Below are 23,843 nucleotides of genomic sequence, written 5' to 3'. Positions count from 1 at the left end.
CGACGGGGAAAGCCCCATAGGCGGCCGCAGCGGCGATGCGGCGGGAAAGGCAAAGGACGAAGACAATGACGATCAATCTGCAGAAGCCGGACATCACCGAGCTTAAGCCACGCATCACCGTGTTCGGCGTGGGAGGCGGCGGCGGCAACGCCGTGAACAACATGATCACGGCGGGATTGCGCGGCGTCGAATTCGTCGTGGCCAACACCGATGCACAGGCGCTCACCATGTCCAAATCGGATCGCTTGATCCAGTTGGGCGCGCATGTCACCGAGGGCCTCGGCGCCGGCTCGCAGCCGGAAGTCGGACGCGCCGCCGCCGAGGAGTGCATCGACGAGATCATCGATCATCTGTCCAACACGCATATGTGCTTCGTCACCGCCGGCATGGGCGGCGGCACCGGCACGGGTGCTGCCCCGGTCGTGGCGCGTGCGGCGCGCGAGAAGGGCATCCTGACCGTGGGCGTAGTGACCAAGCCGTTCCACTTCGAGGGCCAGCGCCGCATGAAGACGGCCGATCTCGGTATCGAGGAACTGCAGAAATGCGTCGATACGCTGATCGTCATCCCGAACCAGAACCTGTTCCGGCTCGCCAATGACAAGACCACCTTCGCCGATGCCTTCGCCATGGCCGACCAGGTGCTCTATTCGGGCGTCGCCTGCATCACCGACCTGATGGTCAAGGAAGGCCTGATCAATCTCGACTTCGCCGACGTCCGCTCGGTGATGCGCGAGATGGGCAAGGCGATGATGGGCACCGGCGAAGCCTCGGGCGAAGGCCGCGCGATGGCAGCGGCGGAAGCCGCGATCGCTAATCCGCTGCTCGACGAGACCACGATGCGCGGCGCCAAGGGCCTGCTGATCTCGATCACCGGCGGCCGCGACCTGACGCTGTTCGAGGTGGACGAGGCCGCGACCCGTATCCGCGAGGAAGTCGACCAGGACGCCAACATCATCCTTGGCGCGACCTTCGACGAAGAACTCGAAGGCGTCATCCGCGTTTCGGTGGTGGCGACCGGCATCGACAAGACGGCCGCAGAAATTGCCGCTGCTCCGATCGCCATCCGCCAGCCGCTGAAGCAGGCTCCGCGCCCGGCCGCCGATGCGCGGCCGGCTCAGGCTCCTGCGCAGCAGGCACCGCAGATGGAAGTGCGCAGCGCCGATCCGGTCGCCGAGGCCATCCGTATGGCCGAGGAGAATGCCGCCGCCATGGCGGCGCGTCCGGCCGCTATGCAGGACGACTTCCGTCCGCAGAGCAAGCTGTTCCAGGCGCCGCCCGCCGAGCCGGTGTTGCAGCCGGCCCAGCCGCAGCCCGTCATGCAGCCGCAGCGGGAAATGCAGCCCGCGGCGGTGGTCCAGCCCCGTATGCCGCGTGTGGAGGACTTCCCACCCGTGGTGAAAGCCGAGGTTGAGGCCAAGAGCCGCCCGGTCGACCATGAAAGCAGCGGGCCGATGGGGCTGCTGAAGCGGCTGACCAACGGCCTGTCGCGCCGCGAGGAGGAGCCGGCGCGCCTGCAGCCCGCACAGCCGCGCGAGCCGAAGCTGCGCCAGCCCGCGCCCGAAGCGCGGCGTATAGCCAGCCAGGACCCGCAACTCTATGCGCCCCGCCGCGGCCAACTCGACGAACATGGCCGGCTTTCCCCGCAGGCGAGGACGACTCAGGAAGACGACCAATTGGAGATTCCGGCGTTTCTTCGCCGGCAGGCAAACTGAACTGTTAACAAACGGTAATCAAGCTTAACGGGCGGGCGCAATTTTGCCCGCCCGTCGGCGTTTGAAACCGCAATGAAATCAAATCCTTGTTGGAGGAGGTGAACAGCGGGCAGGCGTTACACAGGGTAAGAATCCGTGATTTGGAGTCTTCCCTCCGGAATACTATCTTCGCCGCCGAAAGAAACGGAATGCAGGAGTTTTGGGGATGAGGTCCTGCAGGCCGAAAAAATCAAGAGCCGCGCACATTTGGGATCGTGCAGCGGACAGATTGAATGGGCATATGGGGATAGACTTGCACGATTATCAAACAACACTCAAATCGCGCGTGACGCTGTCGGGCATCGGCGTTCATAGCGGTAAACCGGTTTCAATGCATTTCCATCCGGCCGACCCCGATACAGGGGTCGTGTTCCATTACACGGGTGAGGGCGGCTCGGGCCGGGAACTGCCGGCGCTGGTTTCGGAGATCGGCGGCACGGCACTCTGCACGGTTCTCGGCGACCCGTCCGGCCACCATGTCGCGACTGTCGAGCATGTGATGGCCGCGCTGTTCGGCCTCGGCATCGACAATCTCTCCATCGAGATCGACGGCAGCGAAGTGCCGATCCTCGACGGCAGCGCCGCCATGTTCGTCGACGCGTTCGACCAGGCCGGCATAGAGACGCTGGCGGTGAAGCGGCGCTACATACGGGTTCTGAAGCCGGTGCGCATAGAGAATGGCGCCTCCTGGGCCGAATTTCTGCCGTATGGCGGGACGCGCTTCGAGGTCGAGATCGATTTCGACAGCCCCGCGGTCGGCCGGCAGTCCTTTGCCGCCGATATCGACGCCGACGTTTTCCGCCGCGACATCGCGCGGGCGCGCACCTTCGGCTTCATGAAGGATGTGGAGCGGCTGTGGGCCGCCGGCCTGGCGCTCGGCTCGTCGCTGGAAAACTCGGTGGTGATCGGCGACGACAGCCGCGTCATCAATGTCGAGGGGCTGCGCTATTCCAACGAGTTCGTGCGCCACAAGACACTCGACGCGATGGGCGACCTGGCGCTTGCCGGCGCGCGTTTCATCGGCTGCTTCCGCTCCTACCGCGGCGGCCACAAACTTAATGCCTCGGCGCTGCGCCGGCTGCTCTCCGACCGCACGGCTTTCGAGACTGTCGAAACGACTCGCCGCGAGCGCGGCCGTTCAGCGGAAATGATCGCCGTCAACGCGCCGGTCTTTGCGCCCTGGATGCTTTAAGCCTGAGGACGGCGGCGACGTTTGTCGCCGCCTCTGTCCTTAGAGGGGCGCGCCACAAAAATGCGCCAATGCAGGGCGATAGCGTTTGCCGTGCAGGAGCAGTTATGGTTTATGGCTGCAAATTGACGCCGAGAGGGGCCGTTCCGATCATGATTTTCCAGCGCGCTGTTCAAGCGAAAAAGCCTTTGCGGGCGACCTTGCTGGCCTTGTCGGTCCTGGCCACGCCGGCGGTCCTGTCGGGCTGCATGTCGTCGGACGACGATATCGATCTCGCGACCTATGTCGAGCAGACCGAACCCGCGGATGTGCTCTACAATCAGGGCCTCGCCAACCTCAGCGCCGGCCGGCTCAAGGAAGCAAGCCGCAAGTTCGACGCCGTCGACCGGCAGCATCCCTATTCCGAGTATGCCCGCAAATCGATGGTGATGGGCGCCTTCGCCAATTACCGCCAGGGCAATTACGACGAGGCCATCAATGCGGCCAAGCGCTACGTCTCGCTCTATCCGTCGACGGAAGACGCCGCTTATGCCCAGTATATCGTCGGCTTGAGCTATTTCCGGCAGATCCGCGACGTGACACAGGACCAGAAGGAATCGCGGCGCGCCATCGAAGCGATGGAAGAGGTGGTGCAACGCTGGCCCGAATCCGAATATGTCGACGACGCACGGGAAAAAGGTGCGGTTTGCGCGCGATCAGCTCGCCGGCAAGGAAATGCAGATCGGCCGCTACTATCTCGAGCGGCGCGAATACATCGCGGCGGTCAAACGGTTCCGCTATGTGGTCGAGAACTATTCCAACACGCGCCATGTCGAGGAGGCGCTTGCCCGCCTTACCGAGAGCTACTACGCGATGGGGCTGACGTCCGAAGCGCAGACGGCGGCGGCGGTGCTGGGGCAGAACTATCCCGACAGCCAGTGGTACAAGGATTCCTATACGCTGTTGCAGACCGGCGGCCTTGAGCCGCGCGACAATGCCGGCTCGTGGATATCCAAGGCCGGAAAGCTGATCACCGGCGCCTGACGGCATCCATGCTTTCCAGGCTGTCGATCCGCGATATCGTACTGATCGAACGGCTGGACATTGATTTCTCGGCCGGCCTTTCCGTGCTGACCGGCGAGACCGGCGCCGGCAAATCCATACTCCTCGATGCCCTTTCGCTGGCGCTCGGCGCGCGCGGCGACGCCTCGCTTGTGAGGCATGGTGCTGCGCAGGGCCAGGTTTCGGCTGTGTTCGACGTGCCGCGCAACCATCCGGCGCGCCTGCTCCTGTTGGAAAACGCTCTGGACGACGACGGGGACATCATCCTGCGCCGCGTCCAGACCGCGGACGGGCGCACCCGCGTCTTCGTCAATGACCAGCCTTCCAGCGTTACGCTGATGCGCGACATAGGCCGCGCGCTGGTCGAGATCCATGGCCAGCACGACGAGCGGGCGCTGGTCGACGCCAGCGCGCATCGCGACCTGCTTGATTCGTTCGGGGGGCATCTGGGCGAGGTTCGCGCCTGCGGCGAAGCATGGCGGCGCTGGCGCGATGGCGAACAGGAACTGGCGCGCCACCGCGCCAAGGTCGCGGCCGCCGCCCGCGAAGCCGACTATCTGCGCGCCTCTGTCGCCGAACTCGTGCAGCTCGATCCGCAGCCTGGCGAAGAAACCGAGCTCGCCGAAATCCGCACGACCATGATGCGGGCTGAGAAGATAGCGTCAGAGATCCAGGACGCGCAGGACGTGCTGTCGGGGCCGCAATCGCCGCTGCCGCAGCTTGCGAGCCTGCTCCGGCGGCTGCAGCGCAAGGCCGGCGAAGTTCCTGGCCTGCTCGACGAGGTGGTGACTTCGCTCGATGAAGCGATGCTGTCGCTCGACGCCGCGCAATCGGCCGTCGAAGCTGCCATGCGCGCAACCGAATACGATCCGCAGCGGCTGGAAAAGGCCGAGGAGCGGCTGTTTGCGCTGCGCGCCGCATCGCGCAAGCACAATGTGCAGGTCGACGACCTGGCGCAGTTGCGCGACACGATGGCGGCCGATCTTGCCGACCTCGATGCCGGTGAAGAGCGGCTTCACATCCTGGAAAAGCAGGCCGCAGCCGCGCGCGACGTCTATGACGCGATTGCCCAGCGGCTTTCCGAACTGCGCAAGGGCGCGGCTATCGGCCTGCAGAAGACGGTGATGGCCGAATTGCCGGCGCTCAAGCTTGAACGCGCCGAGTTCATCGTCGAGATGGCGAGCGAGCCCGACAACCGCATGGAAGAGGGCATCGACCAGGTCGAGTTCTGGGTGCGGACCAACCCTGGAACGCGGGCGGGCCCGATGATGAAGGTCGCGTCAGGCGGCGAACTGTCGCGCTTCCTGCTGGCGCTCAAGGTGGCGCTTGCCGATCGCGGCTCGGCTCCGACGCTGGTCTTCGACGAGATCGACACCGGCGTGGGCGGGGCGGTCGCCGACGCCATCGGGCAGAGGCTGGCGCGGCTGTCGGCGCGGGTGCAGGTGCTGTCGGTGACGCATGCGCCGCAGGTGGCGGCGCGGGCCAACACGCATTTCCTCATCTCCAAGTCGGGAGGGACGGAGCGGGTCTCGACGGGCATCGCCGAGATGGACCGCGGCGCGCGCCAGGAGGAAATTGCCCGCATGCTCGCCGGCGCGACGATCACCGAGGAAGCGCGCGCGGCGGCCGGCCGGCTGCTCAGCGAGAACACGGTTTAGCACCGGGGGCTGTTTACTTTTTTTGGCATTTTGTCGAAGACTTCGCGGCCTGCTCATCTTCCGGGAAGATAGTCCGTCCCCATGTCCCTTACCGAAAAATCCATCGACGACCTGACCGAAGCCGAGGCGTCCGCCGAGCTTGAAAGGCTGGCGCGGGAAATCGCCGAACATGACCGGCGCTACCATGCCGAAGATGCGCCAACCATTTCTGACGCCGAATACGATGCGCTGAGGCTGCGCAACGTCGCAATCGAGGCGAAATTTCCGGAACTGGTGCGGGAGGATTCGCCGTCTCTAAAGGTCGGCGCAGCGCCTGCCGGCGCGTTCGGGCCGGTGGTGCATGCGCGGCCTATGCTGTCGTTAGACAACGCCTTTTCCGACCAGGACGTGATCGACTTCGTTGCCAGCGTGCGCCGATATCTTGCGCTGCCGGCGGACAGGGAACTGGTGTTCACGGCGGAGCCGAAGATCGACGGCCTTTCGATGTCACTGCGATATGAGAACCGCCGGCTCATGACGGCGGCGACACGCGGCGACGGCACGACCGGCGAGAATGTGACCGCCAACATCCGCACCATTCGCGAGATTCCGCATCAATTGCCAAAGGATGCGCCGGACCTGGTCGAAATTCGCGGCGAGGTCTATATGCGCCGCGACGATTTCATGGAGCTGAACAAGCGCATGGCCGAGACCGGCCGGGTGTTCGCCAATCCGCGCAACTCGGCGGCGGGAAGCCTGCGCCAGATCGATCCTTCGGTGACGAAAACGCGGCCGCTGCGGTTTTTCGCCTATGCCTGGGGCGAGACCAGCGCGCCGCTTGGCGAAACGCAGTTCGAGGTGGTGCGGCGCTTCGCCGACTGGGGCTTTCCGGTCAACGAGCGGATGGTGCGCTGCCATTCGGTCGAGGCGATCATCAAGCATTACCACGCTGTCGAGGCTGAGCGCGCGGCGCTGCCCTACGACATAGACGGCGTCGTCTACAAGGTCGACCGGCTCGACCTACAGGAGCGGCTCGGCTTCCGCTCGCGCAGCCCGCGTTGGGCGACCGCGCATAAATTCGCGGCCGAGAAGGCGATGACCGTGCTCAACGGCATCGACATCCAGGTCGGCCGCACCGGCGCCTTGACGCCGGTTGCAAGGCTGGAACCGGTGACCGTGGGCGGCGTGGTGGTGACCAACGCCACGCTGCACAATGAGGACTACATCAAGGGCATCGGCAATAGCGGCCAGCCGATCCGCGAGGGCCGCGACATCCGCGTCGGCGACACGGTGATCATCCAGCGCGCCGGCGACGTCATCCCGCAGATCCTCGACATCGTTCCGGAAAAGCGCCCGGCCAACGCCGTGCCATACAAATTTCCGGAAACCTGTCCGCATTGCGGCAGCCATGCGGTGCGCGAGGAGGGCGAGGCGGTGCGGCGCTGCACCGGCGGCCTGATCTGCCCGGCGCAAGCGGTCGAGCGGCTGCGCCATTTCGTGGCGCGCGGCGCGATGGACATCGAGGGGCTTGGCGAAAAGCAGATCGAGTTCTTTTTCAATTCCGAGGACCCGGCGCTCAGGATACGCTCGCCGGCCGATATTTTTACGCTCAAGGCACGGCAGGAAAAGTCGCTTGCGAAGCTCGAAAACATCGACGGCTTCGGCACGATTTCGGTGAAGAAGCTGTTTGCGGCGATCGATGATCGCCGGAAGGTCGAGTTTTCCCGCTTCCTTTATGCGCTCGGCATCCGCCACGTTGGCGAGACCAACGCCAAGCGGCTGGCGCGGCATTTCATCAGCTTTGCTACCTTCCGCGAGGTAGCAGAGGGCGCGGCGCCGCCAGAAGGCAAGGGCGATCCCGGCAACGCCGCCTGGCAGGAACTGAACGGCGTCGGCGGCATCGGCGCGGTCGTGGCGGAGGCGGTCGTCGAGTTCTTCGCCGAGGAGCACAACCGCGAGGTGGTCGACGCGCTGCTGAAGGAGGTCACGCCGCTCGACGAGGCGCGCGTCGGCGAAGTGTCGTCGCCGGTTTCGGGCAAGACGGTGGTGTTCACCGGCTCGCTGGAAAGGATGTCGCGCGACGAGGCAAAGGCGATGGCCGAAAAATTCGGCGCCAAGGTCGCGGGCTCGGTGTCCAAGAAGACCGATCTGGTGGTCGCGGGACCGGGCGCCGGGTCCAAACTGAAGCAGGCCGCCGAACTCGGCATCGAGGTGATCGACGAGGACCAGTGGTTCGAAAGGGTGGGGCAGGGAGCATAGCGGAGGCCAACGTTTCCGCGGAGCGCATTTTTTGAATGCTCACTTCAACCCCGCTGATCGCTTGGCTCAAGCGAATTCATGTGACACGGCAGAGGTGCTGACCTACCTACACAGGCTTCCTTTCCCTGGAGCCGCCATGTCCGCCGAAGCAATACAAGATGAGGCCGGGCCTCCGAGCGCGTTCTGGCGCGGCGCGCGGTTGGGCTTGCCCGTTGTGGTGGCCTCGGCGCCGTTCGGCCTGCTGTTCGGCGCGCTGGCGGTGGAAAACGGCTTCAGCGTCTTCGAGGCGGTGCTGATGAGCGCCACGATCTATGGTGGCGCGAGCCAGATGGTCGGCATCGAACTGTTCGGCCAGAAGGTGGCGCCGTGGCTGGTCGTGCTGTCGATCTTCGCCGTCAACTTCCGTCATATCTTGTATTCCGCAGTCGTTGGGCGGCGCATCAGCCATTGGCCGCTTGCACGCCAGGCATTCGCGTTCTTTTTCCTGGTCGACCCGCAATATGCGGAAGCCGAAACCAAGGGCGAGCGGGGCGAGGAGATTACCTTCGCCTGGTACATGGGCATGGCGCTGCCGATCTATGTGTGCTGGACGGCGGAAGCGTGGATCGGCGCGACATTCGGCAACATGATCCCGAACCCACAGGCGCTTGGGCTCGATTTCCTGCTGCCGATCTATTTCCTGGGCCTGGTCATAAGCTTCCGCAAGCGGCCGCTCTGGCTGCCCATCGTGGTCGCGAGCGCCGTGGCTTCCATCCTTGCCTACAAGACCATCGGCTCGCCCTGGCATGTGTCGGTCGGAGCGATTGCCGGCATCCTGCTTGCCGCGACCATGCCCGGCAGGGCCAACGGGAAGAAATCGGCATGAGCACGACAGTCTGGATCATCCTTGCCGGCGCGGTCATGACCTACCTGACCCGCATCGGCGGCCATCTGGTGCTGTCGCGCTTCGAGCGCATCCATCCGCGCGTCGAGGCCGGCCTCAACGCCGTGCCGGCCGCCGTCTTGACAACGCTGGTCGCGCCGGCGGCTGTCTCGGCCGGTCCGGCCGAGGCGATAGCGCTTCTGGTCGCGGGGCTGGTGTCGCTCAGGGCCGGCATGATGCCGATGTTCCTGACCGGCGCTGCCGTGCTGATCGCGCTGCGGCAGGTGATGGGCTGAATGGTTGGGTGCGTCCTTCGAGGCTCGCTACGCTCGCACCTCAGGATGAGGGAGTTTGTGCAATTCTGGCGCTAGGTCTTTTGACGGTGAAGAATTTGGGATGCTCGCTACCACGTCCCTCATCCTGAGGTGCGAGCGCAGCGAGCCTCGAAGGACGCACAACAGTCACACCGCCTAAGCCAGCGGCGCGGTCGCAGCCTCCAGCCATTTCAACGTTTCGCCGTCCACCATCGGGCCGATCTCGGAGAGCACGCGGGCGTGGTAGGCGTCCAGCCACACGAGTTCGTCGCGCGTCAGAAGGTCGGCGCGCAGCATGCGCGGGTCGAACGGGGCCAGCGTCAGCGTCTCGAAGCCGTGCATGGCGATATCGCCGTCCGGCAACTGCTCCGCCGGGGTGACGATGATCAAGTTCTCCAGCCGGATGCCGTAGTGGCCGGGCTTGTAGTAGCCGGGCTCGTTGGACAGGATCATGCCTTCAAGCAGCTTTTCCGTGCCGGTCTTGGCGATCCGCTGCGGCCCTTCATGCACAGACAGGTAGGAGCCGACGCCGTGGCCGGTGCCGTGAGCGTAGTCGAGACCGTGCTTCCATAGGGCCAGGCGGGCGACTGCGTCGATGTCCATGCCCCGCGTGCCGGCGGGAAAGCGCAGGAGCGAAATGCCGATCATGCCCTTGAGTACGAGCGTGTAGCGTTCGCGCATTTCCTCGGTCGGCTGCCCGACGGGGATTGTGCGGGTGATGTCGGTGGTGCCGTCCTGATACTGCGCGCCAGAATCGAGCAGGAACAGTTCGCCGTCGCCCAGCCTGCGGTTTGTCGCGCGCGACACGCGGTAGTGCATGATCGCGCCGTTCGGCCCGGAGCCGGAAATGGTGGAAAACGACACTTCGCGCAGCGGCATCTGGGTTTCCTCGCCGACGGCGCGGCGGATTTCCTCCAGCTTCGTGACCGTCGCGATCTCGTCGGTGGTTCCGGGCGCTTGCGCATCCAGCCAGCACAGCATCTTCGCGATCGCCGCGCCGTCGCGGCGATGCGCTGCTCGCGCGCCCTGAATTTCGGCCTTGTTTTTTGTGGCGCGCGGGATGCGGGCGGGGTCGGGCGCGGAGATGACAGTTCCGCCATTGTCCTCCACCAGCGCCCGCAGGCGGTCGGCGGCAAGCACCGGATCGAGCGAGATGGCGGCACCGGACCGGGCGAGATCGATGATCGCGGATTCCAGTCCGCCGGGCGCGCGCAGGTCGGCCAGTTGGGTCAGATAGGCTTCGGTTTCCATGGGAAGCTTGCGCTTGTCCATGAAGAGCTGGTGCGCGCCGTCGGCGGCCAGAACGGCGAAGCCGAGCGCCAGCGGCGTGTGCGGCACGTCGCCGCCGCGTATGTTGAAGGTCCAGGCTATCGACGACGGGTCGGTGAGCACTGCGTGGGTCGCTTTCTGCTTCCCTATCGCGGAGGCGAGCCGCGCCAGCTTTTCCTTGGCCAGTTCGCCGGCGAAGGCGATCGGATGGATTTCGACCGCAGCGAGCGGCGGCTTGGGTCGGTCCTGCCAAAGCTGGTCGATCGGATTGCGCTCCACCGCTACGAGCGCCGCGCCGGTCTTATCAGCCGCCGCCTTGAGCGCCTTCACGTCGCCGGTCGTGTGCAGCCACGGGTCGAAGCCGATGCGTGCGCCCTTGCCGAGATTGTTCTCGATCCAGGAAGGCGGCGGGTTGTCGATCAGGCTCTCGATCGTGAACACCCCGAGATCGACCTGATCGCGCACCTGAAGCGTATAGCGCCCGTCAACGAAGATGTAGGCCTTGCCGGCGAGCACGATGGCGACGCCGGCCGAGCCGCTGAAGCCGGTCAGCCATCGCAGCCGCTCCGAGCCCGGGGCGACGTATTCGCCCTGGTGCTCGTCGGAGCGCGGTACGATGAAGCCGTCGAGGCCGTTGGCGGCGAGCCATTCGCGCAACCCCGAGACACGCGCCGCGCCCAGCGTCACGTTGTTTTCATCATCGAAGGTCTGGAACATTGATCTTCCTCGAACCGCGGATTTGGAATGGGCGACCCTAACTGCGGGCCAAGTCGGTTGCAACGCGGCGGTCTTGGGCCAGCCAATGGGATCTCGCGCTGCACGGCGGGTCTTCGCATATGCAAAAAACGAAGGAGAGCCATGCGTTCCGGTCTATTCCGGCGCAGGTGGTGAAAGCCTATCTTTCAGGCAAGAGGACAATTCGATCTCTGAAAGGAGAGCGTCCATGACCACCCGTACGAAATCCGGCTTCTTCAAATCCGCGTTCAACGCCTTCGTCGCATCGCGCCAGCGCCAGGCTGACCGTTATGTGGCCGGCGCGTTGCTGGGGCTCGACGACAAGTCCCTCAAGGCCAGCGGCTACACCCGCGAAGAGCTGTCGAAGCGCAACACAGCGTATTACATCTGAACGGTTTCGAGGCGGCCTCCGGGCCGCCTTTTCGTATCGACTACCGCTTCAGGTGCAGCGTCACCCAGCCTTCACGCGCAAGGGTGCGGACGTGTCGGAATTTCTGGCCGGCATAGGCGGCGAGCACCGCATTGCGCTGACGTTCCAGAATGCCTGAAAGCACGATGGAGCCGCCAGGCGTCAGATGCCGAGCCATTTGCGGTGCTAGTCGCATCAGCGGCTTCGCCAGTATGTTGGCGACGATCAGGTCGAACGGCCCACGCTGCGAAAAGACCGGGTGATGAAAGCCCGGTGCGGTTGCCGTTTTCACCAGCGCCGAGACACCGTTCAGCCTGACATTGTCGGCGGCCACCCTGGTCGCGACCGGGTCGATATCGGTCGCCAGAACCGGGATGTGCGAGAATTTCGCCAGCGCGATGGCGAGCACCGCGCTTCCGGTGCCGAGGTCGAGCGCGTTTTTTGGCCGTTCGCGCCGCGCCACCTCTTCCAGCACTTCCAGGCAGCCTGCCGTGGTGCCGTGATGGCCGGTTCCGAAGGCCAGGCCCGCTTCGATCTCGATGGCGAGATCGCCGCTGCGGCGCTTTTGCCGGTCATGCGCGCCGTGGACGAAGAAGCGGCCGGCCCGCACCGGCTTCAGCCCTTCCAGCGACAGCGCGACCCAGTCCACGTCCGGCACGGCCTCGCGCCTGATCGTCAGGGGCAGCGAAAGCTCGTCCAGAACCGCATGCATGCGCCGCTCGGCCTCGTCCACGTCGCCATCGGCATAGAGCGAGATTTCCTGAATATCGAGCGCCTCATCGACCTCCAGCAAGGCGAGTGGAAACCCGTCCTCCTCGAACGCCGTCTCGAAGGCAGCGAAGATGCGGGCGGCGTCGATACGCCCGGTCGTCAGGTGAAGGCGGGTCTGCGTCATGGGTTTTTTCGCAATGAGGGAAGTAGAGAACGCGAGGCGTCAGCCTTCGTCGGCCAGCCGCTTAAGCTTGGCGATCGCCGCGTCGGCGCTCTCGCCATAGGCTATCGTGCCCGCGAAATCGCCGCTGCCGTCGAGCAGCAGGATCGAGGCGGTGTGGTCCATCGTGTAGTCGCCGCCCTCGAGATCGACCTTGCGCGCGTAAATGCCGAAGGATTTGGCCATGGCGGCTACCTTTTCCGGATCGCCGGTGATGCCGGTGATGCGGTCGGACACGTTCCCGACATAGGCATCCATGATCTCGGGCCGGTCGCGCTCCGGGTCGATGGAGACGAAATAGGCGCGGATGTCCTTGCCCTCGTCGCCGAGCTTCTTCAGCCAGCCATCCAGTTCGAAAAGCGTCGTCGGGCAGACTTCGGGGCAGTGGGTGAAGCCGAAGAACACCGCCGAGGGATGCCCGCGAAACGCAGCTTCGGTGATCTCGGCGCCTTTCTGGTCGACGAGCGTGAAAGGGCCGCCATAGGGCTCGCCGGCGTTTTGCGAACGGTACCAGTCGAAGGTAAGCCAGCCTATGCCGGCGGCCATCAGGACGAGAATGCCGACGAGAATGGATCGCATCATGGGTGGTTTCGCCAATCGGATTTGTTGCGCGCCGGCGCGGTCGGGATCAGAAGCACCAGGAGATGCCCGCTTCGACCATCGTCATGAAGATGGCGGCGCCATGGTCGATCCAGGACGCGAAGGCCAAGCCGGTGGCGGCTGCCAAGACGGCGGCGCCAGCCAGGATCTTCGCGGTCGTGGCGACCGGCATGGAAACGGGTTGTTTCATGCCATAAACATAGTACGGCCCAGGCCCGGCAGAAAGGGGCCATGATGCCGCTGCCTGTTGGCGCATGCGGATCCGTCGGCCAATTTTTTCTTGCAAGGCACGGTGCGCGATCCCAACTGAACGGCGGTTCTCAACTGGAAAGAGATTTCAATGCAATTTCGCGTTTCTGCGTTCCTGGCCGCCATTGCAGTCTGCGCGGCCTTGCCCGCCTCTGCCCAGCAGGTCGGCGAAGTCGGCGTCGACTGGCTCGGCAACGACATCATCATCGAGGCGGTGCCGGACCCGAAGGTGCAGGGCGTTACCTGCCATGTCTCCTATTTCGAGCGCGGCATGGTCGACCGGTTGCAGAAGGGCAACTGGTTCGAGGACCCGTCGGATTCGTCGATTTCATGCCGGCAGACCGGACCGATCACCATCGGCGACATCTCGATGGGCGACGACGGCGAGGAGATCTTCAATCAGGGCATCAGCCTGATCTGGAAGCAGCAAGTGGTGAACCGTATCTACGACAAGGCCAACGACACGCTGGTCTATCTTTCGCATTCGCGTCAGGTGCAGGATGGCTCGGCGAAAATGTCGCTGACCACAGTGCCGCTTTATGGCCAGGAAGTGGTGTGGACCAACGGCAAGCCAAAATAGCGCTGCTTGCCGGGCGGGCGACGGCGGCGTAAAGCCGCGGTCATGGACGAGCCGGAAGACATCCGCTTCAAATCGCCGGAGCCGCGCATCCACCCGACGGCGGAGCTGAAATCCTGCCGGCTCGGTCGTTATTCGATCGTCGGCGAGCGGGTGATCCTGCGCGAGGTGACGCTCGGCGACTTCTCCTATTTCGAACGCCACGCCGAGGCGATCTACACCACCATCGGCAAGTTCTGCTCGATCGCGGCCAATTCCCGGATCAACGTGCTCGAACATCCGCTGGAGCGGCTGACCACGCACAAGGTGAGCTACCGTCCGAACGAGTATTTCCGCTATCTCGGCGTCGACGCGACGTTCAGGGAGCGGCGGCAGGCGAAGGCGGTGACAATCGGCCATGATGTCTGGATCGGGCACGGCGCGGTCGTCATGCCGGGCGTGGCGATCGGCAATGGCGCCGTGGTCGGCGCGAATGCGGTGGTGACGCGCGACATCGGCGCCTACGAGATCGTCGCCGGGGTTCCGGCGCGGACGCTGAGACTGCGTTTTCCGGCCGAAATTTCGGCGCGCATCGAGCGTCTGGCATGGTGGGACTGGCCGGTCGCAAAACTCGCCGATGCGGTTCCCGACATGCAGGTGCTGTCCATCGAGGCATTTCTGGAGCGCTGGGAGCCGCGCTAAGCCGGACGGGCTCGGAACCGCTCAATGCCGCGCGGCGTTCATTCCTCGCATATTCCGCGTCGAGGGAACGCCATGGAATACAGTTTTGATCTGACGCGGATTCTCCTTGGTTCGATCGAGACCGCGCATCCCGTCTTCTACCTCGAAGTGATCCTGCGAACGATCGTGATGTATCTCTACACGATCTTTCTCGCGCGCATGGTCGGGCAGGGCGGCATCGGCCAGATCGGACCGTTCGAATTCGTGCTGGTCATCGCCGTCGGGTCGGCGGCGGGCGACCCGATGTTCTATCCCGATGTCGGGCTTTTGCAGGGGCTGCTGGTCATCACCGTGGTGATCGTGCTGCACCGCGCCACCGGCTACCTGTTCCAGCGCCACAAGAGCCTGGAACTGACCGTCGAGGGCGATCCGCTGCTGGTGGTGAGCGAGGGCAGGATCCGTGAGGAGGCGCTCGGCTCCGGCACGCTGACCGAGCGCGAGCTTATGGCGCTGCTCCGCCTCAACGGTGTGCGCAATATCGGCGAGGTCGAGCGCGCCTTCTTCGAGCCGAACGGCAGGCTGAGCGTGTTTCGCTATCCGGCGCGCAGCCGCAGGAAAGGCAGGGCGACGATTCCCTCGGGATAATCCCGAAAATCGATCCCACCGGCGCGTCAGCGCTTCAGGAAAGCCTCGAAGGCCTCCTTGTAGTCCGGATGCCAGCGCGACAGGGCCGGGCGGTTCTCGATGATGTCGCCGATCGCCCAGGCCATGCGGCGCTGGTCGGTCTCGCGCGGCGTCTCGTTGTCGGGGCACAGTATGTAGAAATCGCCGCGCGCGAGGCTGTCGAGCATGAAGGCCGCGACCTGGTCGCCGGTCCAGGCGCCGGCGGGTTTCTCGGCAGCTCCCGCGGTGAGGCCGGTATAGGTGAAGCCTGGAATGAGCAGGTGCGCCGTGACCTGCGATCCGGGCGTGTTGCGAAGTTCGTGCGCCAGCCCCTCGGTATAGGCTTTCAGCGCGGCCTTGGAGACGTTGTAGGCGAGATTGCCGGGCGGCGTGGTGATGCCCTGCTTGGAGCCCGTGTTGACGATGAGGCCGGGCTTGCCGGCGGCCAGCATGCGCGGCGCGAAGGCCTCGACGCCGTGCACCGCGCCCCAAAAATTGATCTCGACCAGCCGCTTCCAGCCGTCGCGGTTCTCCCACGGCTTGCCGGGATTGTCGCCGACGCCGGCATTGTTCATCAGCAGCGAAACCTCGCCGAACTTGTCGAAAGCGCCATCGGCGAGGTTGGCGAGGTCGTCGGGGTCGGCGACATCGCAGGCGAACGCCGCCACGTCGTCCTCGCCGCCGGGTGCGACTGCACCGACGGCGTCGGCGGCATGGTTGAGGGCCGCACCTTCGCGGTCGGCCAGCACCACTTTCATGCCCAGGGCCGCCAGCCGCCTGGCTGTGGCGAGCCCGATGCCGCTTGCCGATCCGGTGATGACGGCGACGCGGCCGGACGCGATGGCGGAAAGGCTCTTTTCGGCGTTCATGGACAGGCTCCGGGAATGCGACCAGCGGGCACACTAGCCGAGCGCCGCCCTTTCTTCAAAAGACAATCTCGGTTTTGCGCTTCCGGAGCCACATCCCGCTTTCGATCCGGAACCATCCGGGCGTGCGCCGGTTTTTCCGAGGGTAAGGGATAGACCAAGCGAAGGAAATCGCCATGAAGCGCATCATCAGCCTTGCCGTCGTGTCCCTGATCGCCGCCGCGAGCTTCGCCGCTCCGTCGTTCGCCCAGGACACGACGAAGCCGCCGCCGGCCGACGAAAGCGACGCCGCGACGGGCGGCATTTCGCCGGATACCGGCACGGCGGAGGTCATCGAGGCCAAGCCCACCATCGCCGACGTGACCGCCGCCATCGCCGACAGCGCCGATAGCGCGATGCAGATCGGCACCATCACCGCCGTGGGCGAGGTGAAGGTGGTGAAGATCAGCGAACTGGGCGGCAGCGCGACCCAGTTGCAGACGACGGTCAATGAGAAGCAGGCGGACGTGACGAAGCTGCGCAGCGCCATCGAGGCCAATCCGGCGCTGAAGACCGAGCTCGACAAGCAGCAGGTCCAGACGTCGAGCGTGGTCGCGGCCAAGATCGAGGCCGACGGCGCGGTGACGGTGTACGTGCAGTAGGGGCGGGCCCGGCGGGACGAACGAACCGGCCCCCGACGTTTCTCCCTTCTCCCCTTGTGGGAGAAGGTGGCCGAGCGGAGCGAGGTCGGATGAGGGCTGCTGGACGGAGCGCCACGTCGAGGATTGTCCACGCTTCGACATTTGTAAGAACCTGGTTCTCCGTCTCATTTCTTCCAACACCCCTCATCCGCCTTCACTTCGGTCAGGCACCTTCTCCCACAAGGGGAGAAGGGAGAGGCGCACCTCTCCGTCGCCACGCCCGCTCTCGCGTCTGGCCATTGAGGGAGCCCTTCGACAGGCTCGGGGTCGGGAAGCGGGGCGCATGGCCTTGCCTACCGAAACTGAATACGTGGCGCAGCTTCCGCGCCCCGCCGGTGTCTGTCGCCCCGGTCGACCGGTCACGCGCCCCGCTCCATGTTCTTTCCATGGACAATGACGCGCGGATGATCCGCCTTCCGTTCACGAAGCGTTGACGCTTCGCTCGGAATGCCGGCCCGTCGGACGCCCTCAGGCCCGTGGGAACCGAATCCACGGGGAGAGGTCACCGCCGCCCTACCGATCCCCGGTCCGGAACCGGTTCCCGCAAGGGCGATGCCACGGATTATGCGGGTGGGGCAGGATGTGTGAACAAAACGCCGCTCCAGATTTCTTCAAAAATCTTCTATCCTCCTGATCTAAAAGGCGTATTTCTTCGATCGGGCCGGAAGGGACAGGGATTCTATCCACATTTGCGGTCGGGGAAGGGAGGCAGACTGGCATGAGTATGGGGATTGCGATCAAGCGCGTCTATGACGCTCCGGCGAAATCCGCCGGGTTTCGCGTGCTGGTCGACCGGGTCTGGCCGCGCGGAGTAAGCAAGGAGAAGGCTGCGGTTGATCTGTGGATGAAGGAGATCGGGCCTTCGACGGACCTGCGCAAATGGTTCGGCCACGATCCCGCGCGGTGGGACGAGTTCCGTAAGCGCTACCGCGATGAACTCGCGGCAAAACGCGAGTTGCTCGACGAACTGCGCACCCATGCGGCGAACGGCCGGCTGACGCTGGTCTATTCGGCAAGGGACGAGTCGCACAACCAGGCGGTGGTGATCCGGGAGATGCTGGAGGGGTAGGCGCCAGCAAGCATTTGCGTTTTGATATGTATTAAATATATATTGAGCTATGGAGCCGGCGATCGACTGGAACATAGAGAAGAACGCCGAATTGAAGGCGCGACACGGTTTTGGATTCGAACGCATTCTCGTTGCGCTTTCGGAAGGCGCGCTTCTGGACGAGCGCGTGCATCCGAATACGAACCGATACCGTCATCAGCGGCAACTCGTCGTCGAAATCGAGGGTTATGCCTGGGTGGTGCCCTTCGTGAGTGACGGCGAAACGGTTTTCCTCAAAACTATGTTTCCAAGCCGCAAGGCAACTAAAGAATACCTAGGAGGCTGACATGGCTGATGCAGGAAAGATGACAGCGGCGGAAGAACGTGACCTGATCGAGAGCACCGAGCGCGGCGAGTGGGTTTCGGTTGGCGACGTCGAGGCCCGCAGGGCGTTTTGGCGCGAGGCGGCCAAGGGTGCGCTGGATGGCAAGCGGCAGCGGATTTCGATCTCTGTTCCCGAGCGCGACCTCGCGCGGTTGAAGGCGCGCGCGGCTGAGGAAGGGATGCCCTATCAGACGCTGATTAATTCGATCCTGCACAAGTATGTGGAGGGGTGATCACCTTTCGGTCGAAGACAAAAAAGCCAGCGATCCGGCATTTCGGAGAGCGTGGCCCAATTGCGGTCGTCGCGTCGGCGCGGTTGCTGGGCGCTGCCTGGCTACTGGCGCGTGTTGTCGGCTTGGCCGCCGCGCTGCTGCTTGTCGCGCAGCTTCTCGCCGCCGGCCTGGCCAAACGTGTCCTGGCCGCCTGTGCCGCCGCGTTCCGCCTGCTCCTGCCGACGCAGGTCGTTCATGTCCTTGGCGGATTGTTCAGGCGGGCCGCCGCCCTTTTTCCCTTTCTTGTTCCGATCCGGGTTCGGCATGTCGCTTCTCCGTGATTGAGTTCGAGGCTGTCATCTCAACACGAGACCAGCCGTGTTGTTCCGCCGAACGGGGATTGATGCACGAAGATGGCGGGGATGTTGCAATGCGCGCATCGCATCGCAACGCACTGCCCCTCTTTGCTATTTCTAACACTAGCCGAGAGCGAAGCGGAGGCCAGATTGGAAAAGGCAGCGAAATCCATTAGATTCAAGCGATGCAGCAAGATGCTCTTGTCGAAAGGCTCATGACCATCCGCCCTGATCTTACGGCGGAGGGCGTCACGCATGTGGCGCTGTTCGGTTCGCGGGCGCGGGGCGACCATAGCGAACGAAGCGATCTCGATCTGCTGCTCGATGTCGATCCAGCGAGCCGTTTCTCGATACTCAATTTGGTCGGAGTCGAGCGTATCGTCGAGAAGGCCACCGGGATCCGGGCGAATGCATTCATGAGCCGCAGCCTCGACGACGGCTTTCGCGATTCCATAAAGCATGACCTCATCGAGGTTTTCTGATGGAGGACCGCGCAGTCTACCGGCTGCGCGACATCATCGACGCCATCGATCAAATTTATCTCCTGCTTGAAGGCAAGACATTTGCGGACGTGCAGAAAGACCGTATTCTGCGGGCGGCATTCGAGCGCTTTCTTGAAATACTGAGCGAGGCGTCGCGGCACCTGCCTGCAGAATTGAAGGCGAAGGCGCCGGAGACGCCTTGGCGACGGATCGGCGATATCGGCAATCACTTGCGCCATGCCTACAACCGTGTGGACGCTGAGATAGGAATCTGTATGCCAATGGCGATCTCGCGGAACTAAGGCGGGTGGTGCTGGAATTCAAAGTCGGGTTGGAGAAGCCGAAAGGCTCTTGAGCAGCGCGCCAGGCAGCCATATCCCCTCATACACCTTTAGGTATTTGGCCAAGGCACAACGAATCAACCGTGTCAACAAAAGCTATGTTCTTGCTTTGTTCATTTAAAATTTGCAAGTTATCCCCTGATGTGGCCTACCAAGTGATCCAATATGGCTTGTCGCGCTTGCGCCCCTCTTGGCAGAGGGCTACTCTCCAAAAAGCTCCTTAAGACGATTCTTGCTAATGGCGAATTGCGTCTAAAGGAGCCCTCCCATGACATTAACTATCGACCTTGGTCAGATACTCACTTCCGCCGCTAGCGTCATCGCCATAATAGGCGGCGTCATCGGCTTTGCGCGATTTATCAAGTGGTGGTGGAAGCGGCCACTGGACTCTGCTGAATGAGCCGGCACGATGGAAGAATTAATGTTATTTGATACTAGCATCACCAAAGCTGCAGATAATCGTTTCAATTGCTGGTGAGGTTCGCTTGGAAGACATCGACTTTTCGGGCATTGAAGTTGAAGTTCGTCGCGTCGTTATCGAGGCGATTTCAAAGCTGGTGCATATTAAAAAGACGTCTGCATCCGAACTTTTGACTCCAGCAGGTGTGCCGCTTGACGCAATTCGGCGCTACCTCACCGAACGCGATGCTACCACGGGCGATAGGCGCTCTAAGCGAGAGGCCGCCGTCGCTATGTTGGATAATCTCAGAATCAGAGGGCTAGAGACCGCAGTTCTAAAAAACCTGGTGCAGATTATCGCCGGCTGGAACGCATTCCATCTCGCTCAGAACGAGTTTGAAGCTCGCGCTGTGGTTCAAAAGGCGCAGAGATTGGTAGGGGCGCTCGAGGAGTATGATGAGCGCGAACGTCAGATAACTAAAGTTGCCGCTGCTGCTGCAAAAGCGGATGAGGAAAAGGCGAAACGCCAAAAGCGGGAGGAAATATCGCGACAATGCAGCTTGCTTCTAGCGCAGTTCGACCACGTCGCTGCGTACGCAGAACCGCATGAGCGCGGATATTTACTGGAGGATCTATTCAACCGGGTATTTGGGGTTTTTGGATTCGCTGTAGTCAAAGCGTTTCGCCGTAACGGCGGTGGTGAGCAGATCGACGGTGCTTTTGAGATGGAGGGTTGGCACTACATTGTGGAGTGTCGATGGAGAGAGAGGTTGGCTGATATCAGGCAACTAGATGGCCTATTCGGGCAAATCGGACGCTCTGGAAAACAGACGATGGGTGTGTTCTTCTCTGTCAATGGATGGTCCGAGAACGTCGTTCCGCTCCTAAAGCAGAACCCGAGTAAGAATTTATTTCTAATGGATGGGTTTGATTTGCGATCTGTTTTGTCTGAGCAGGTCGATCTCAAAAAGCTGTTGAAGGAGAAGCTCACTGCTTTGAATTTGGAGGCCGAGCCATTTTACTCGGTAAGCAAATTGCTGGCTAAGACTTAACCCCGTCGGCCTCTCACACCCCCTGCACAAACCCATCCAGCACCCTCTTCTGCCCCGCCTTATCAAAATCGATCGTCAGCTTGTTGCCGTCGATCGCCACCACGTTGCCGTTGCCGAATTTCTGGTGGAAGACGCGGTCGCCGACGGTGAAGGGGGAGGGGGTGTCGGAGACGCTCTTGGCGACGAGTTCGCCGTCGATGGTGCGGCCCTTGATCGAGCCGCGGCCGGCGCCGTAGCCGCTGTCGGTCTCGCCATAGCCAATGCGCTCGACGGCGTGGCCCGAGCGCGTGCCCCAGTTGCGGTCGGTCGCTTCGGTGCGGTTCTGCTGCGCGCGCTGCCAGCCGGGCGTGGCGTAGGTGTTGGAGAACGAGCCGCCGCCCGCGCCGGTGTTGCCGCCGGCACCTGAGCCGGAACCGCCCGCGCCCAGATTGTCGAAGCGCGACGCGCCATAGGGATTTTGGCGTCCTGCCCCCTTGGCGCCGCGGCCGGAAGCGAAGGAGCCGCCGCCATAGGCCGAGCCGTAACCGCCATAGGAGGATGAGCCCTCGTCGACTTCGACATGGGCTTCGGGCAGTTCGTCGAGGAAGCGCGACGGGATGGTCGATTGCCAGAGGCCGTGGATGCGGCGGTTGGAGACGAACCAGATGTGCAAATTCTTCTTCGCGCGCGTCAGGCCGACATAAGCGAGGCGGCGCTCCTCCTCCAGGCCGGAGCGGCCGCCCTCGTCGAGCGAGCGCTGGTGCGGGAACAGGCCTTCCTCCCAGCCGGGGAGAAAGACGGTCTCGAATTCGAGGCCCTTGGCCGAGTGCAGCGTCATGATGTTGACGGCGTCGAGGTTCTCCTGCTGCTCGGCGTCCATGACCAGCGCGACATGCTCGAGGAAGGAGCGCAGCGACTCGTATTCCTCCATGGAACGGATGAGTTCCTTCAGGTTCTCGAGCCGGCCCGGCGCTTCGGCCGAGCGGTCGTTCTTCCACATGTCGGTGTAGCCGGACTCTTCCAGAATGGTCTCGGCAAGCTCGGTGTGCGGCGTGTGGTCGAGTGCTGCCTGCCAGCGCGCGAAATTGGCGGCGACTTCGCGCAGTGCGGCGCGCGGCTTCGGCTTCAGCTCGTCGCTTTCGGCGAGTTTTTCCGCCGCTTCGAGCATCGGGATGCGAAGCGCGCGAGACGTGTCGTGGACCTGGCGGATGGCGGCTTCACCCAGGCCGCGCTTGGGCACGTTGACGATGCGCTCGAAGGCGAGGTCGTCGGCGCCCTGCGCGACGACGCGGAAATAGGCCAGCGCGTCGCGGATCTCCTGGCGCTCGTAAAAACGCGGGCCGCCGATGACGCGGTAATTCAGGCCGAGGGTGACAAAGCGGTCCTCGAACTCGCGCATCTGGAAGGAGGCGCGGACGAGGATCGCCATGTCGTTCAGATTATGGTTGTCGCGCTGCGCCTGCTCGATGGTCTCGCCGACGGCGCGTGCTTCCTCCTCCGAATCCCAGGCGGCATGGACGTGGACTTTTGCGTCGTCGGCCTCGATCTTTTCGGTGAACAGCGTTTTCCCGAGCCGCCCTTCATTGTGGGCGATGAGGTGGGAGGCGGCGCCGAGGATATGGGCGGTGGAGCGGTAGTTGCGCTCCAGCCGGATGATGGTGGCGCCCGGAAAATCCTTGTCGAAGCGCAGGATGTTGTCGACCTCCGCCCCGCGCCAGCCATAGATCGACTGGTCGTCGTCGCCGACGCAGCAGATGTTGACTCTGTTTTCGCTCACGGCCGAGCGCGCGCTTCGCGCGCTGGCCTCCGCGGGGGCGGCCTGGCCGGCCGACGCCCGGTCGGGCTTGCGGCCTTCGGCCGGATGCGAAGTGATTTCGCCCGAGGCGGGATCACGAACCTGCATCGGAGTGCGGGCTTCAGGAGGGATACCGCCTACCCTTGGCTCCGGCCTTTGCGCGAGCAGGCGCAACCACATGTACTGCGCCGTATTCGTGTCCTGGTACTCGTCGACGAGAATGTATTTGAAGCGGCGGTGGTATTCCTTCAGCACATCGGGATAGGCGCGGAAGATGCGGATGGGGTGGCACAGGAGGTCGCCGAAATCGCAGGCGTTGAGCGTCTTCAGGCGATCCTGGTAGGCCTGGTAAAGCTGGCGGCCCTTGCCGTTGGCGAAGGAGCGGGCGTCGCCCTCCGGGATTTCGGACGGGCCGAGGCCCTTGTTCTTCCAGCCGTCGACCATCATGGCGAACTGGCGCGCCGGCCAGCGCTTGTCGTCCAACCCCTCGGCCTGGATGAGCTGCTTGATCAGGCGCACGACATCGTCGGTGTCGAGGATGGTGAAGCCGGATTTGAGGCCGGCAAGTTCGGCGTGGCGGCGCAGCATCTTGACGCCGATGGAATGGAAGGTGCCGAGCCACGGCATGCCCTCGACCGCCTCGCCGACCAGCATCCCGACGCGCTGCTTCATCTCGCGCGCGGCCTTGTTGGTGAAGGTGACGGCGAGGATCTGCGAGGGAAAGGCGCGGCGGGTGGCGAGGATGTGGGCGATGCGGGTGGTGAGCACACGGGTCTTGCCTGTGCCCGCGCCGGCCAGCACCAGCACCGGGCCTTCCGTGGTCTCGACAGCAAGGCGCTGCTCCGGATTCAGGCCCTGAAGATAATCCGGGGCGGAAGCCTGGCGTGCGGCCATGGCGCGCGCGGCGATGCCCGAAGGCGCGTGAGCGCCCGCCGGGCGGGCGGGCGGCGCGCTCGGCTCGTCGAAAAAAGGCATGTCGTCCGGGAAACCTGGCATTGACACCGAATGTAGTGATTCGGGGCGGAAAGACCAGAAGCGTTTCCGTTTTGTGCCGGCAGGCGCGGCGTTTGGCCCGATGCGGGCCGGCATCGTGGCGGCGGGGC

General features: G+C 63.7%; 24 protein-coding genes and 1 pseudogene. 18 read left to right on the top strand and 7 right to left on the bottom strand.

Going from position 1 to position 23,843, the window contains the following annotated elements; translation table 11 throughout:
- Window positions 1–65 precede the first annotated feature (65 nt).
- The 7 genes and pseudogenes from ftsZ (at window position 66) to ACG873_RS15645 (ending at window position 9,035) form a co-directional block, all read left to right on the top strand.
- A complete protein-coding gene (ftsZ, locus tag ACG873_RS15675) occupies window positions 66–1,712 on the top strand; it encodes a cell division protein FtsZ (RefSeq protein ID WP_394892901.1) in 1,647 nt (548 codons plus the stop codon).
- Between the two features lie 280 nt (window positions 1,713–1,992).
- A complete protein-coding gene (gene lpxC / locus ACG873_RS15670) occupies window positions 1,993–2,943 on the top strand; it encodes a UDP-3-O-acyl-N-acetylglucosamine deacetylase (protein WP_394892899.1) in 951 nt (316 codons plus the stop codon).
- Between the two features lie 149 nt (window positions 2,944–3,092).
- Window positions 3,093–3,963, top strand: a pseudogene (locus ACG873_RS15665) (outer membrane protein assembly factor BamD).
- Between the two features lie 8 nt (window positions 3,964–3,971).
- Complete coding sequence (gene recN / locus ACG873_RS15660; protein WP_394892897.1) at window positions 3,972–5,639, top strand: DNA repair protein RecN; 1,668 nt, start codon at window positions 3,972–3,974, stop codon at window positions 5,637–5,639.
- Window positions 5,640–5,720: 81 nt separating this feature from the next.
- Window positions 5,721–7,877, top strand: a complete 2,157-nt coding sequence (gene ligA, locus ACG873_RS15655; RefSeq protein ID WP_394892896.1) for an NAD-dependent DNA ligase LigA — start codon at window positions 5,721–5,723, stop codon at window positions 7,875–7,877.
- A gap of 136 nt (window positions 7,878–8,013) precedes the next feature.
- Window positions 8,014–8,742 (top strand): AzlC family ABC transporter permease, encoded by a 729-nt coding sequence (locus tag ACG873_RS15650; protein ID WP_394892895.1) that lies wholly within the window; start codon window positions 8,014–8,016, stop codon window positions 8,740–8,742.
- Complete coding sequence (locus ACG873_RS15645) at window positions 8,739–9,035, top strand: AzlD family protein (protein WP_394892894.1); 297 nt, start codon at window positions 8,739–8,741, stop codon at window positions 9,033–9,035. The genes ACG873_RS15650 and ACG873_RS15645 overlap by 4 nt, the downstream gene beginning before the upstream one ends.
- 174 nt (window positions 9,036–9,209) lie before the next feature.
- Here ACG873_RS15645 and ACG873_RS15640 read toward each other — a convergent pair whose 3' ends face one another.
- Window positions 9,210–11,039, bottom strand: coding sequence for an aminopeptidase P family protein (locus tag ACG873_RS15640; RefSeq protein WP_394892892.1), 1,830 nt, complete (start codon window positions 11,037–11,039; stop codon window positions 9,210–9,212).
- 226 nt (window positions 11,040–11,265) lie between these two features.
- Between ACG873_RS15640 and ACG873_RS15635 the strand changes: the two genes are divergently transcribed.
- The gene (locus ACG873_RS15635) at window positions 11,266–11,448 is read left to right on the top strand and encodes a hypothetical protein (RefSeq protein ID WP_394892890.1); all 183 of its coding nucleotides are present in this window, start codon (window positions 11,266–11,268) and stop codon (window positions 11,446–11,448) included.
- 40 nt (window positions 11,449–11,488) lie between these two features.
- Here the strand turns inward: ACG873_RS15635 and ACG873_RS15630 are convergent, their stop codons facing one another.
- Genes ACG873_RS15630 through ACG873_RS15620 form a run of 3 tightly spaced genes read right to left on the bottom strand, consistent with a single transcriptional unit; the run spans window position 11,489 to window position 13,187 of the window.
- Window positions 11,489–12,361 (bottom strand): 50S ribosomal protein L11 methyltransferase, encoded by an 873-nt coding sequence (locus tag ACG873_RS15630; protein WP_394892888.1) that lies wholly within the window; start codon window positions 12,359–12,361, stop codon window positions 11,489–11,491.
- Window positions 12,362–12,400: 39 nt separating this feature from the next.
- A complete protein-coding gene (locus ACG873_RS15625; RefSeq protein WP_394892886.1) occupies window positions 12,401–12,979 on the bottom strand; it encodes an SCO family protein in 579 nt (192 codons plus the stop codon).
- Window positions 12,980–13,025: 46 nt separating this feature from the next.
- Window positions 13,026–13,187, bottom strand: a complete 162-nt coding sequence (locus ACG873_RS15620) for a hypothetical protein (RefSeq protein ID WP_394892884.1) — start codon at window positions 13,185–13,187, stop codon at window positions 13,026–13,028.
- Between the two features lie 150 nt (window positions 13,188–13,337).
- Here ACG873_RS15620 and ACG873_RS15615 point away from each other — a divergent pair, with 150 nt between their 5' ends.
- The 3 genes from ACG873_RS15615 to ACG873_RS15605 all read left to right on the top strand — a co-directional run bounded on the left by ACG873_RS15615 (window position 13,338) and on the right by ACG873_RS15605 (window position 15,128).
- Complete coding sequence (locus tag ACG873_RS15615) at window positions 13,338–13,826, top strand: CreA family protein (RefSeq protein WP_394892883.1); 489 nt, start codon at window positions 13,338–13,340, stop codon at window positions 13,824–13,826.
- A 42-nt stretch (window positions 13,827–13,868) separates the two neighbouring features.
- A complete protein-coding gene (locus ACG873_RS15610; RefSeq protein ID WP_394892881.1) occupies window positions 13,869–14,504 on the top strand; it encodes a DapH/DapD/GlmU-related protein in 636 nt (211 codons plus the stop codon).
- Between the two features lie 72 nt (window positions 14,505–14,576).
- Complete coding sequence (locus ACG873_RS15605; RefSeq protein ID WP_394892879.1) at window positions 14,577–15,128, top strand: DUF421 domain-containing protein; 552 nt, start codon at window positions 14,577–14,579, stop codon at window positions 15,126–15,128.
- 26 nt (window positions 15,129–15,154) lie between these two features.
- Here ACG873_RS15605 and ACG873_RS15600 read toward each other — a convergent pair whose 3' ends face one another.
- Window positions 15,155–16,015 carry an SDR family NAD(P)-dependent oxidoreductase gene (locus ACG873_RS15600; RefSeq protein WP_394892877.1) on the bottom strand — a complete coding sequence of 287 codons (861 nt, stop codon included), beginning with the start codon at window positions 16,013–16,015 and terminating at the stop codon, window positions 15,155–15,157.
- A 173-nt stretch (window positions 16,016–16,188) separates the two neighbouring features.
- Between ACG873_RS15600 and ACG873_RS15595 the strand changes: the two genes are divergently transcribed.
- From ACG873_RS15595 to ACG873_RS15580, 4 genes are all read left to right on the top strand, one after another.
- Window positions 16,189–16,653 carry a hypothetical protein gene (locus ACG873_RS15595; RefSeq protein ID WP_394892875.1) on the top strand — a complete coding sequence of 155 codons (465 nt, stop codon included), beginning with the start codon at window positions 16,189–16,191 and terminating at the stop codon, window positions 16,651–16,653.
- A gap of 757 nt (window positions 16,654–17,410) precedes the next feature.
- On the top strand, window positions 17,411–17,761 hold the full coding sequence (locus tag ACG873_RS15590) for a DUF488 domain-containing protein (protein WP_394892873.1): 351 nt from the start codon (window positions 17,411–17,413) through the stop codon (window positions 17,759–17,761).
- Between the two features lie 49 nt (window positions 17,762–17,810).
- Entirely contained in the window at window positions 17,811–18,086 is a 276-nt protein-coding gene (locus tag ACG873_RS15585) for a toxin (RefSeq protein WP_394892871.1), read from the top strand.
- 1 nt (window position 18,087) lies between these two features.
- Complete coding sequence (locus ACG873_RS15580) at window positions 18,088–18,357, top strand: CopG family antitoxin (RefSeq protein ID WP_394892869.1); 270 nt, start codon at window positions 18,088–18,090, stop codon at window positions 18,355–18,357.
- Between the two features lie 101 nt (window positions 18,358–18,458).
- Here ACG873_RS15580 and ACG873_RS15575 read toward each other — a convergent pair whose 3' ends face one another.
- Window positions 18,459–18,662, bottom strand: coding sequence for a hypothetical protein (locus ACG873_RS15575; protein ID WP_394892868.1), 204 nt, complete (start codon window positions 18,660–18,662; stop codon window positions 18,459–18,461).
- 245 nt (window positions 18,663–18,907) lie between these two features.
- Between ACG873_RS15575 and ACG873_RS15570 the strand changes: the two genes are divergently transcribed.
- The 3 genes from ACG873_RS15570 (at window position 18,908) to ACG873_RS15560 (ending at window position 20,966) form a co-directional block, all read left to right on the top strand.
- Window positions 18,908–19,174 (top strand): nucleotidyltransferase domain-containing protein, encoded by a 267-nt coding sequence (locus tag ACG873_RS15570; RefSeq protein ID WP_394892867.1) that lies wholly within the window; start codon window positions 18,908–18,910, stop codon window positions 19,172–19,174.
- A complete protein-coding gene (locus ACG873_RS15565; RefSeq protein WP_394892866.1) occupies window positions 19,174–19,476 on the top strand; it encodes a DUF86 domain-containing protein in 303 nt (100 codons plus the stop codon). Before ACG873_RS15570 ends, ACG873_RS15565 begins: the two co-directional genes overlap by 1 nt.
- 524 nt (window positions 19,477–20,000) lie before the next feature.
- A complete protein-coding gene (locus tag ACG873_RS15560; protein ID WP_394892865.1) occupies window positions 20,001–20,966 on the top strand; it encodes a hypothetical protein in 966 nt (321 codons plus the stop codon).
- 13 nt (window positions 20,967–20,979) lie between these two features.
- Here ACG873_RS15560 and ACG873_RS15555 read toward each other — a convergent pair whose 3' ends face one another.
- Entirely contained in the window at window positions 20,980–23,736 is a 2,757-nt protein-coding gene (locus tag ACG873_RS15555) for an ATP-dependent helicase (RefSeq protein WP_394892864.1), read from the bottom strand.
- Window positions 23,737–23,843 lie beyond the last annotated feature (107 nt).

Origin of the sequence: Allomesorhizobium aridi (genome assembly GCF_043769475.1) — a bacterium.
Classification (GTDB): Bacteria; Pseudomonadota; Alphaproteobacteria; order Rhizobiales; family Rhizobiaceae; genus Allomesorhizobium.
The sequence above is the reverse complement of the archived record's forward strand: the minus strand, read 5'-3'. Positions and strand labels throughout refer to the sequence as shown.

Bases quoted from the DNA above. Each gene is read 5' to 3' on its own strand.
- ACG873_RS15565 (WP_394892866.1), top strand. From the start codon at position 19,174: ATGGAGGACCGCGCAGTCTACCGGCTGCGCGACATCATCGACGCCATC.
- ACG873_RS15555 (WP_394892864.1), bottom strand. From the start codon at position 23,736: ATGCCAGGTTTCCCGGACGACATGCCTTTTTTCGACGAGCCGAGCGCG.
- ACG873_RS15595 (WP_394892875.1), top strand. From the start codon at position 16,189: ATGAAGCGCATCATCAGCCTTGCCGTCGTGTCCCTGATCGCCGCCGCG.
- ACG873_RS15645 (WP_394892894.1), top strand. From the start codon at position 8,739: ATGAGCACGACAGTCTGGATCATCCTTGCCGGCGCGGTCATGACCTAC.
- ACG873_RS15625 (WP_394892886.1), bottom strand. From the start codon at position 12,979: ATGATGCGATCCATTCTCGTCGGCATTCTCGTCCTGATGGCCGCCGGC.
- ACG873_RS15590 (WP_394892873.1), top strand. From the start codon at position 17,411: ATGAGTATGGGGATTGCGATCAAGCGCGTCTATGACGCTCCGGCGAAA.
- ACG873_RS15620 (WP_394892884.1), bottom strand. From the start codon at position 13,187: ATGAAACAACCCGTTTCCATGCCGGTCGCCACGACCGCGAAGATCCTG.
- ACG873_RS15615 (WP_394892883.1), top strand. From the start codon at position 13,338: ATGCAATTTCGCGTTTCTGCGTTCCTGGCCGCCATTGCAGTCTGCGCG.
- ligA (WP_394892896.1), top strand. From the start codon at position 5,721: ATGTCCCTTACCGAAAAATCCATCGACGACCTGACCGAAGCCGAGGCG.
- ACG873_RS15650 (WP_394892895.1), top strand. From the start codon at position 8,014: ATGTCCGCCGAAGCAATACAAGATGAGGCCGGGCCTCCGAGCGCGTTC.
- ACG873_RS15585 (WP_394892871.1), top strand. From the start codon at position 17,811: ATGGAGCCGGCGATCGACTGGAACATAGAGAAGAACGCCGAATTGAAG.
- ACG873_RS15640 (WP_394892892.1), bottom strand. From the start codon at position 11,039: ATGTTCCAGACCTTCGATGATGAAAACAACGTGACGCTGGGCGCGGCG.
- ACG873_RS15630 (WP_394892888.1), bottom strand. From the start codon at position 12,361: ATGACGCAGACCCGCCTTCACCTGACGACCGGGCGTATCGACGCCGCC.
- ftsZ (WP_394892901.1), top strand. From the start codon at position 66: ATGACGATCAATCTGCAGAAGCCGGACATCACCGAGCTTAAGCCACGC.
- ACG873_RS15635 (WP_394892890.1), top strand. From the start codon at position 11,266: ATGACCACCCGTACGAAATCCGGCTTCTTCAAATCCGCGTTCAACGCC.
- lpxC (WP_394892899.1), top strand. From the start codon at position 1,993: ATGGGGATAGACTTGCACGATTATCAAACAACACTCAAATCGCGCGTG.
- ACG873_RS15570 (WP_394892867.1), top strand. From the start codon at position 18,908: ATGACCATCCGCCCTGATCTTACGGCGGAGGGCGTCACGCATGTGGCG.
- ACG873_RS15575 (WP_394892868.1), bottom strand. From the start codon at position 18,662: ATGCCGAACCCGGATCGGAACAAGAAAGGGAAAAAGGGCGGCGGCCCG.
- ACG873_RS15610 (WP_394892881.1), top strand. From the start codon at position 13,869: ATGGACGAGCCGGAAGACATCCGCTTCAAATCGCCGGAGCCGCGCATC.
- recN (WP_394892897.1), top strand. From the start codon at position 3,972: ATGCTTTCCAGGCTGTCGATCCGCGATATCGTACTGATCGAACGGCTG.
- ACG873_RS15580 (WP_394892869.1), top strand. From the start codon at position 18,088: ATGGCTGATGCAGGAAAGATGACAGCGGCGGAAGAACGTGACCTGATC.
- ACG873_RS15605 (WP_394892879.1), top strand. From the start codon at position 14,577: ATGGAATACAGTTTTGATCTGACGCGGATTCTCCTTGGTTCGATCGAG.
- ACG873_RS15600 (WP_394892877.1), bottom strand. From the start codon at position 16,015: ATGAACGCCGAAAAGAGCCTTTCCGCCATCGCGTCCGGCCGCGTCGCC.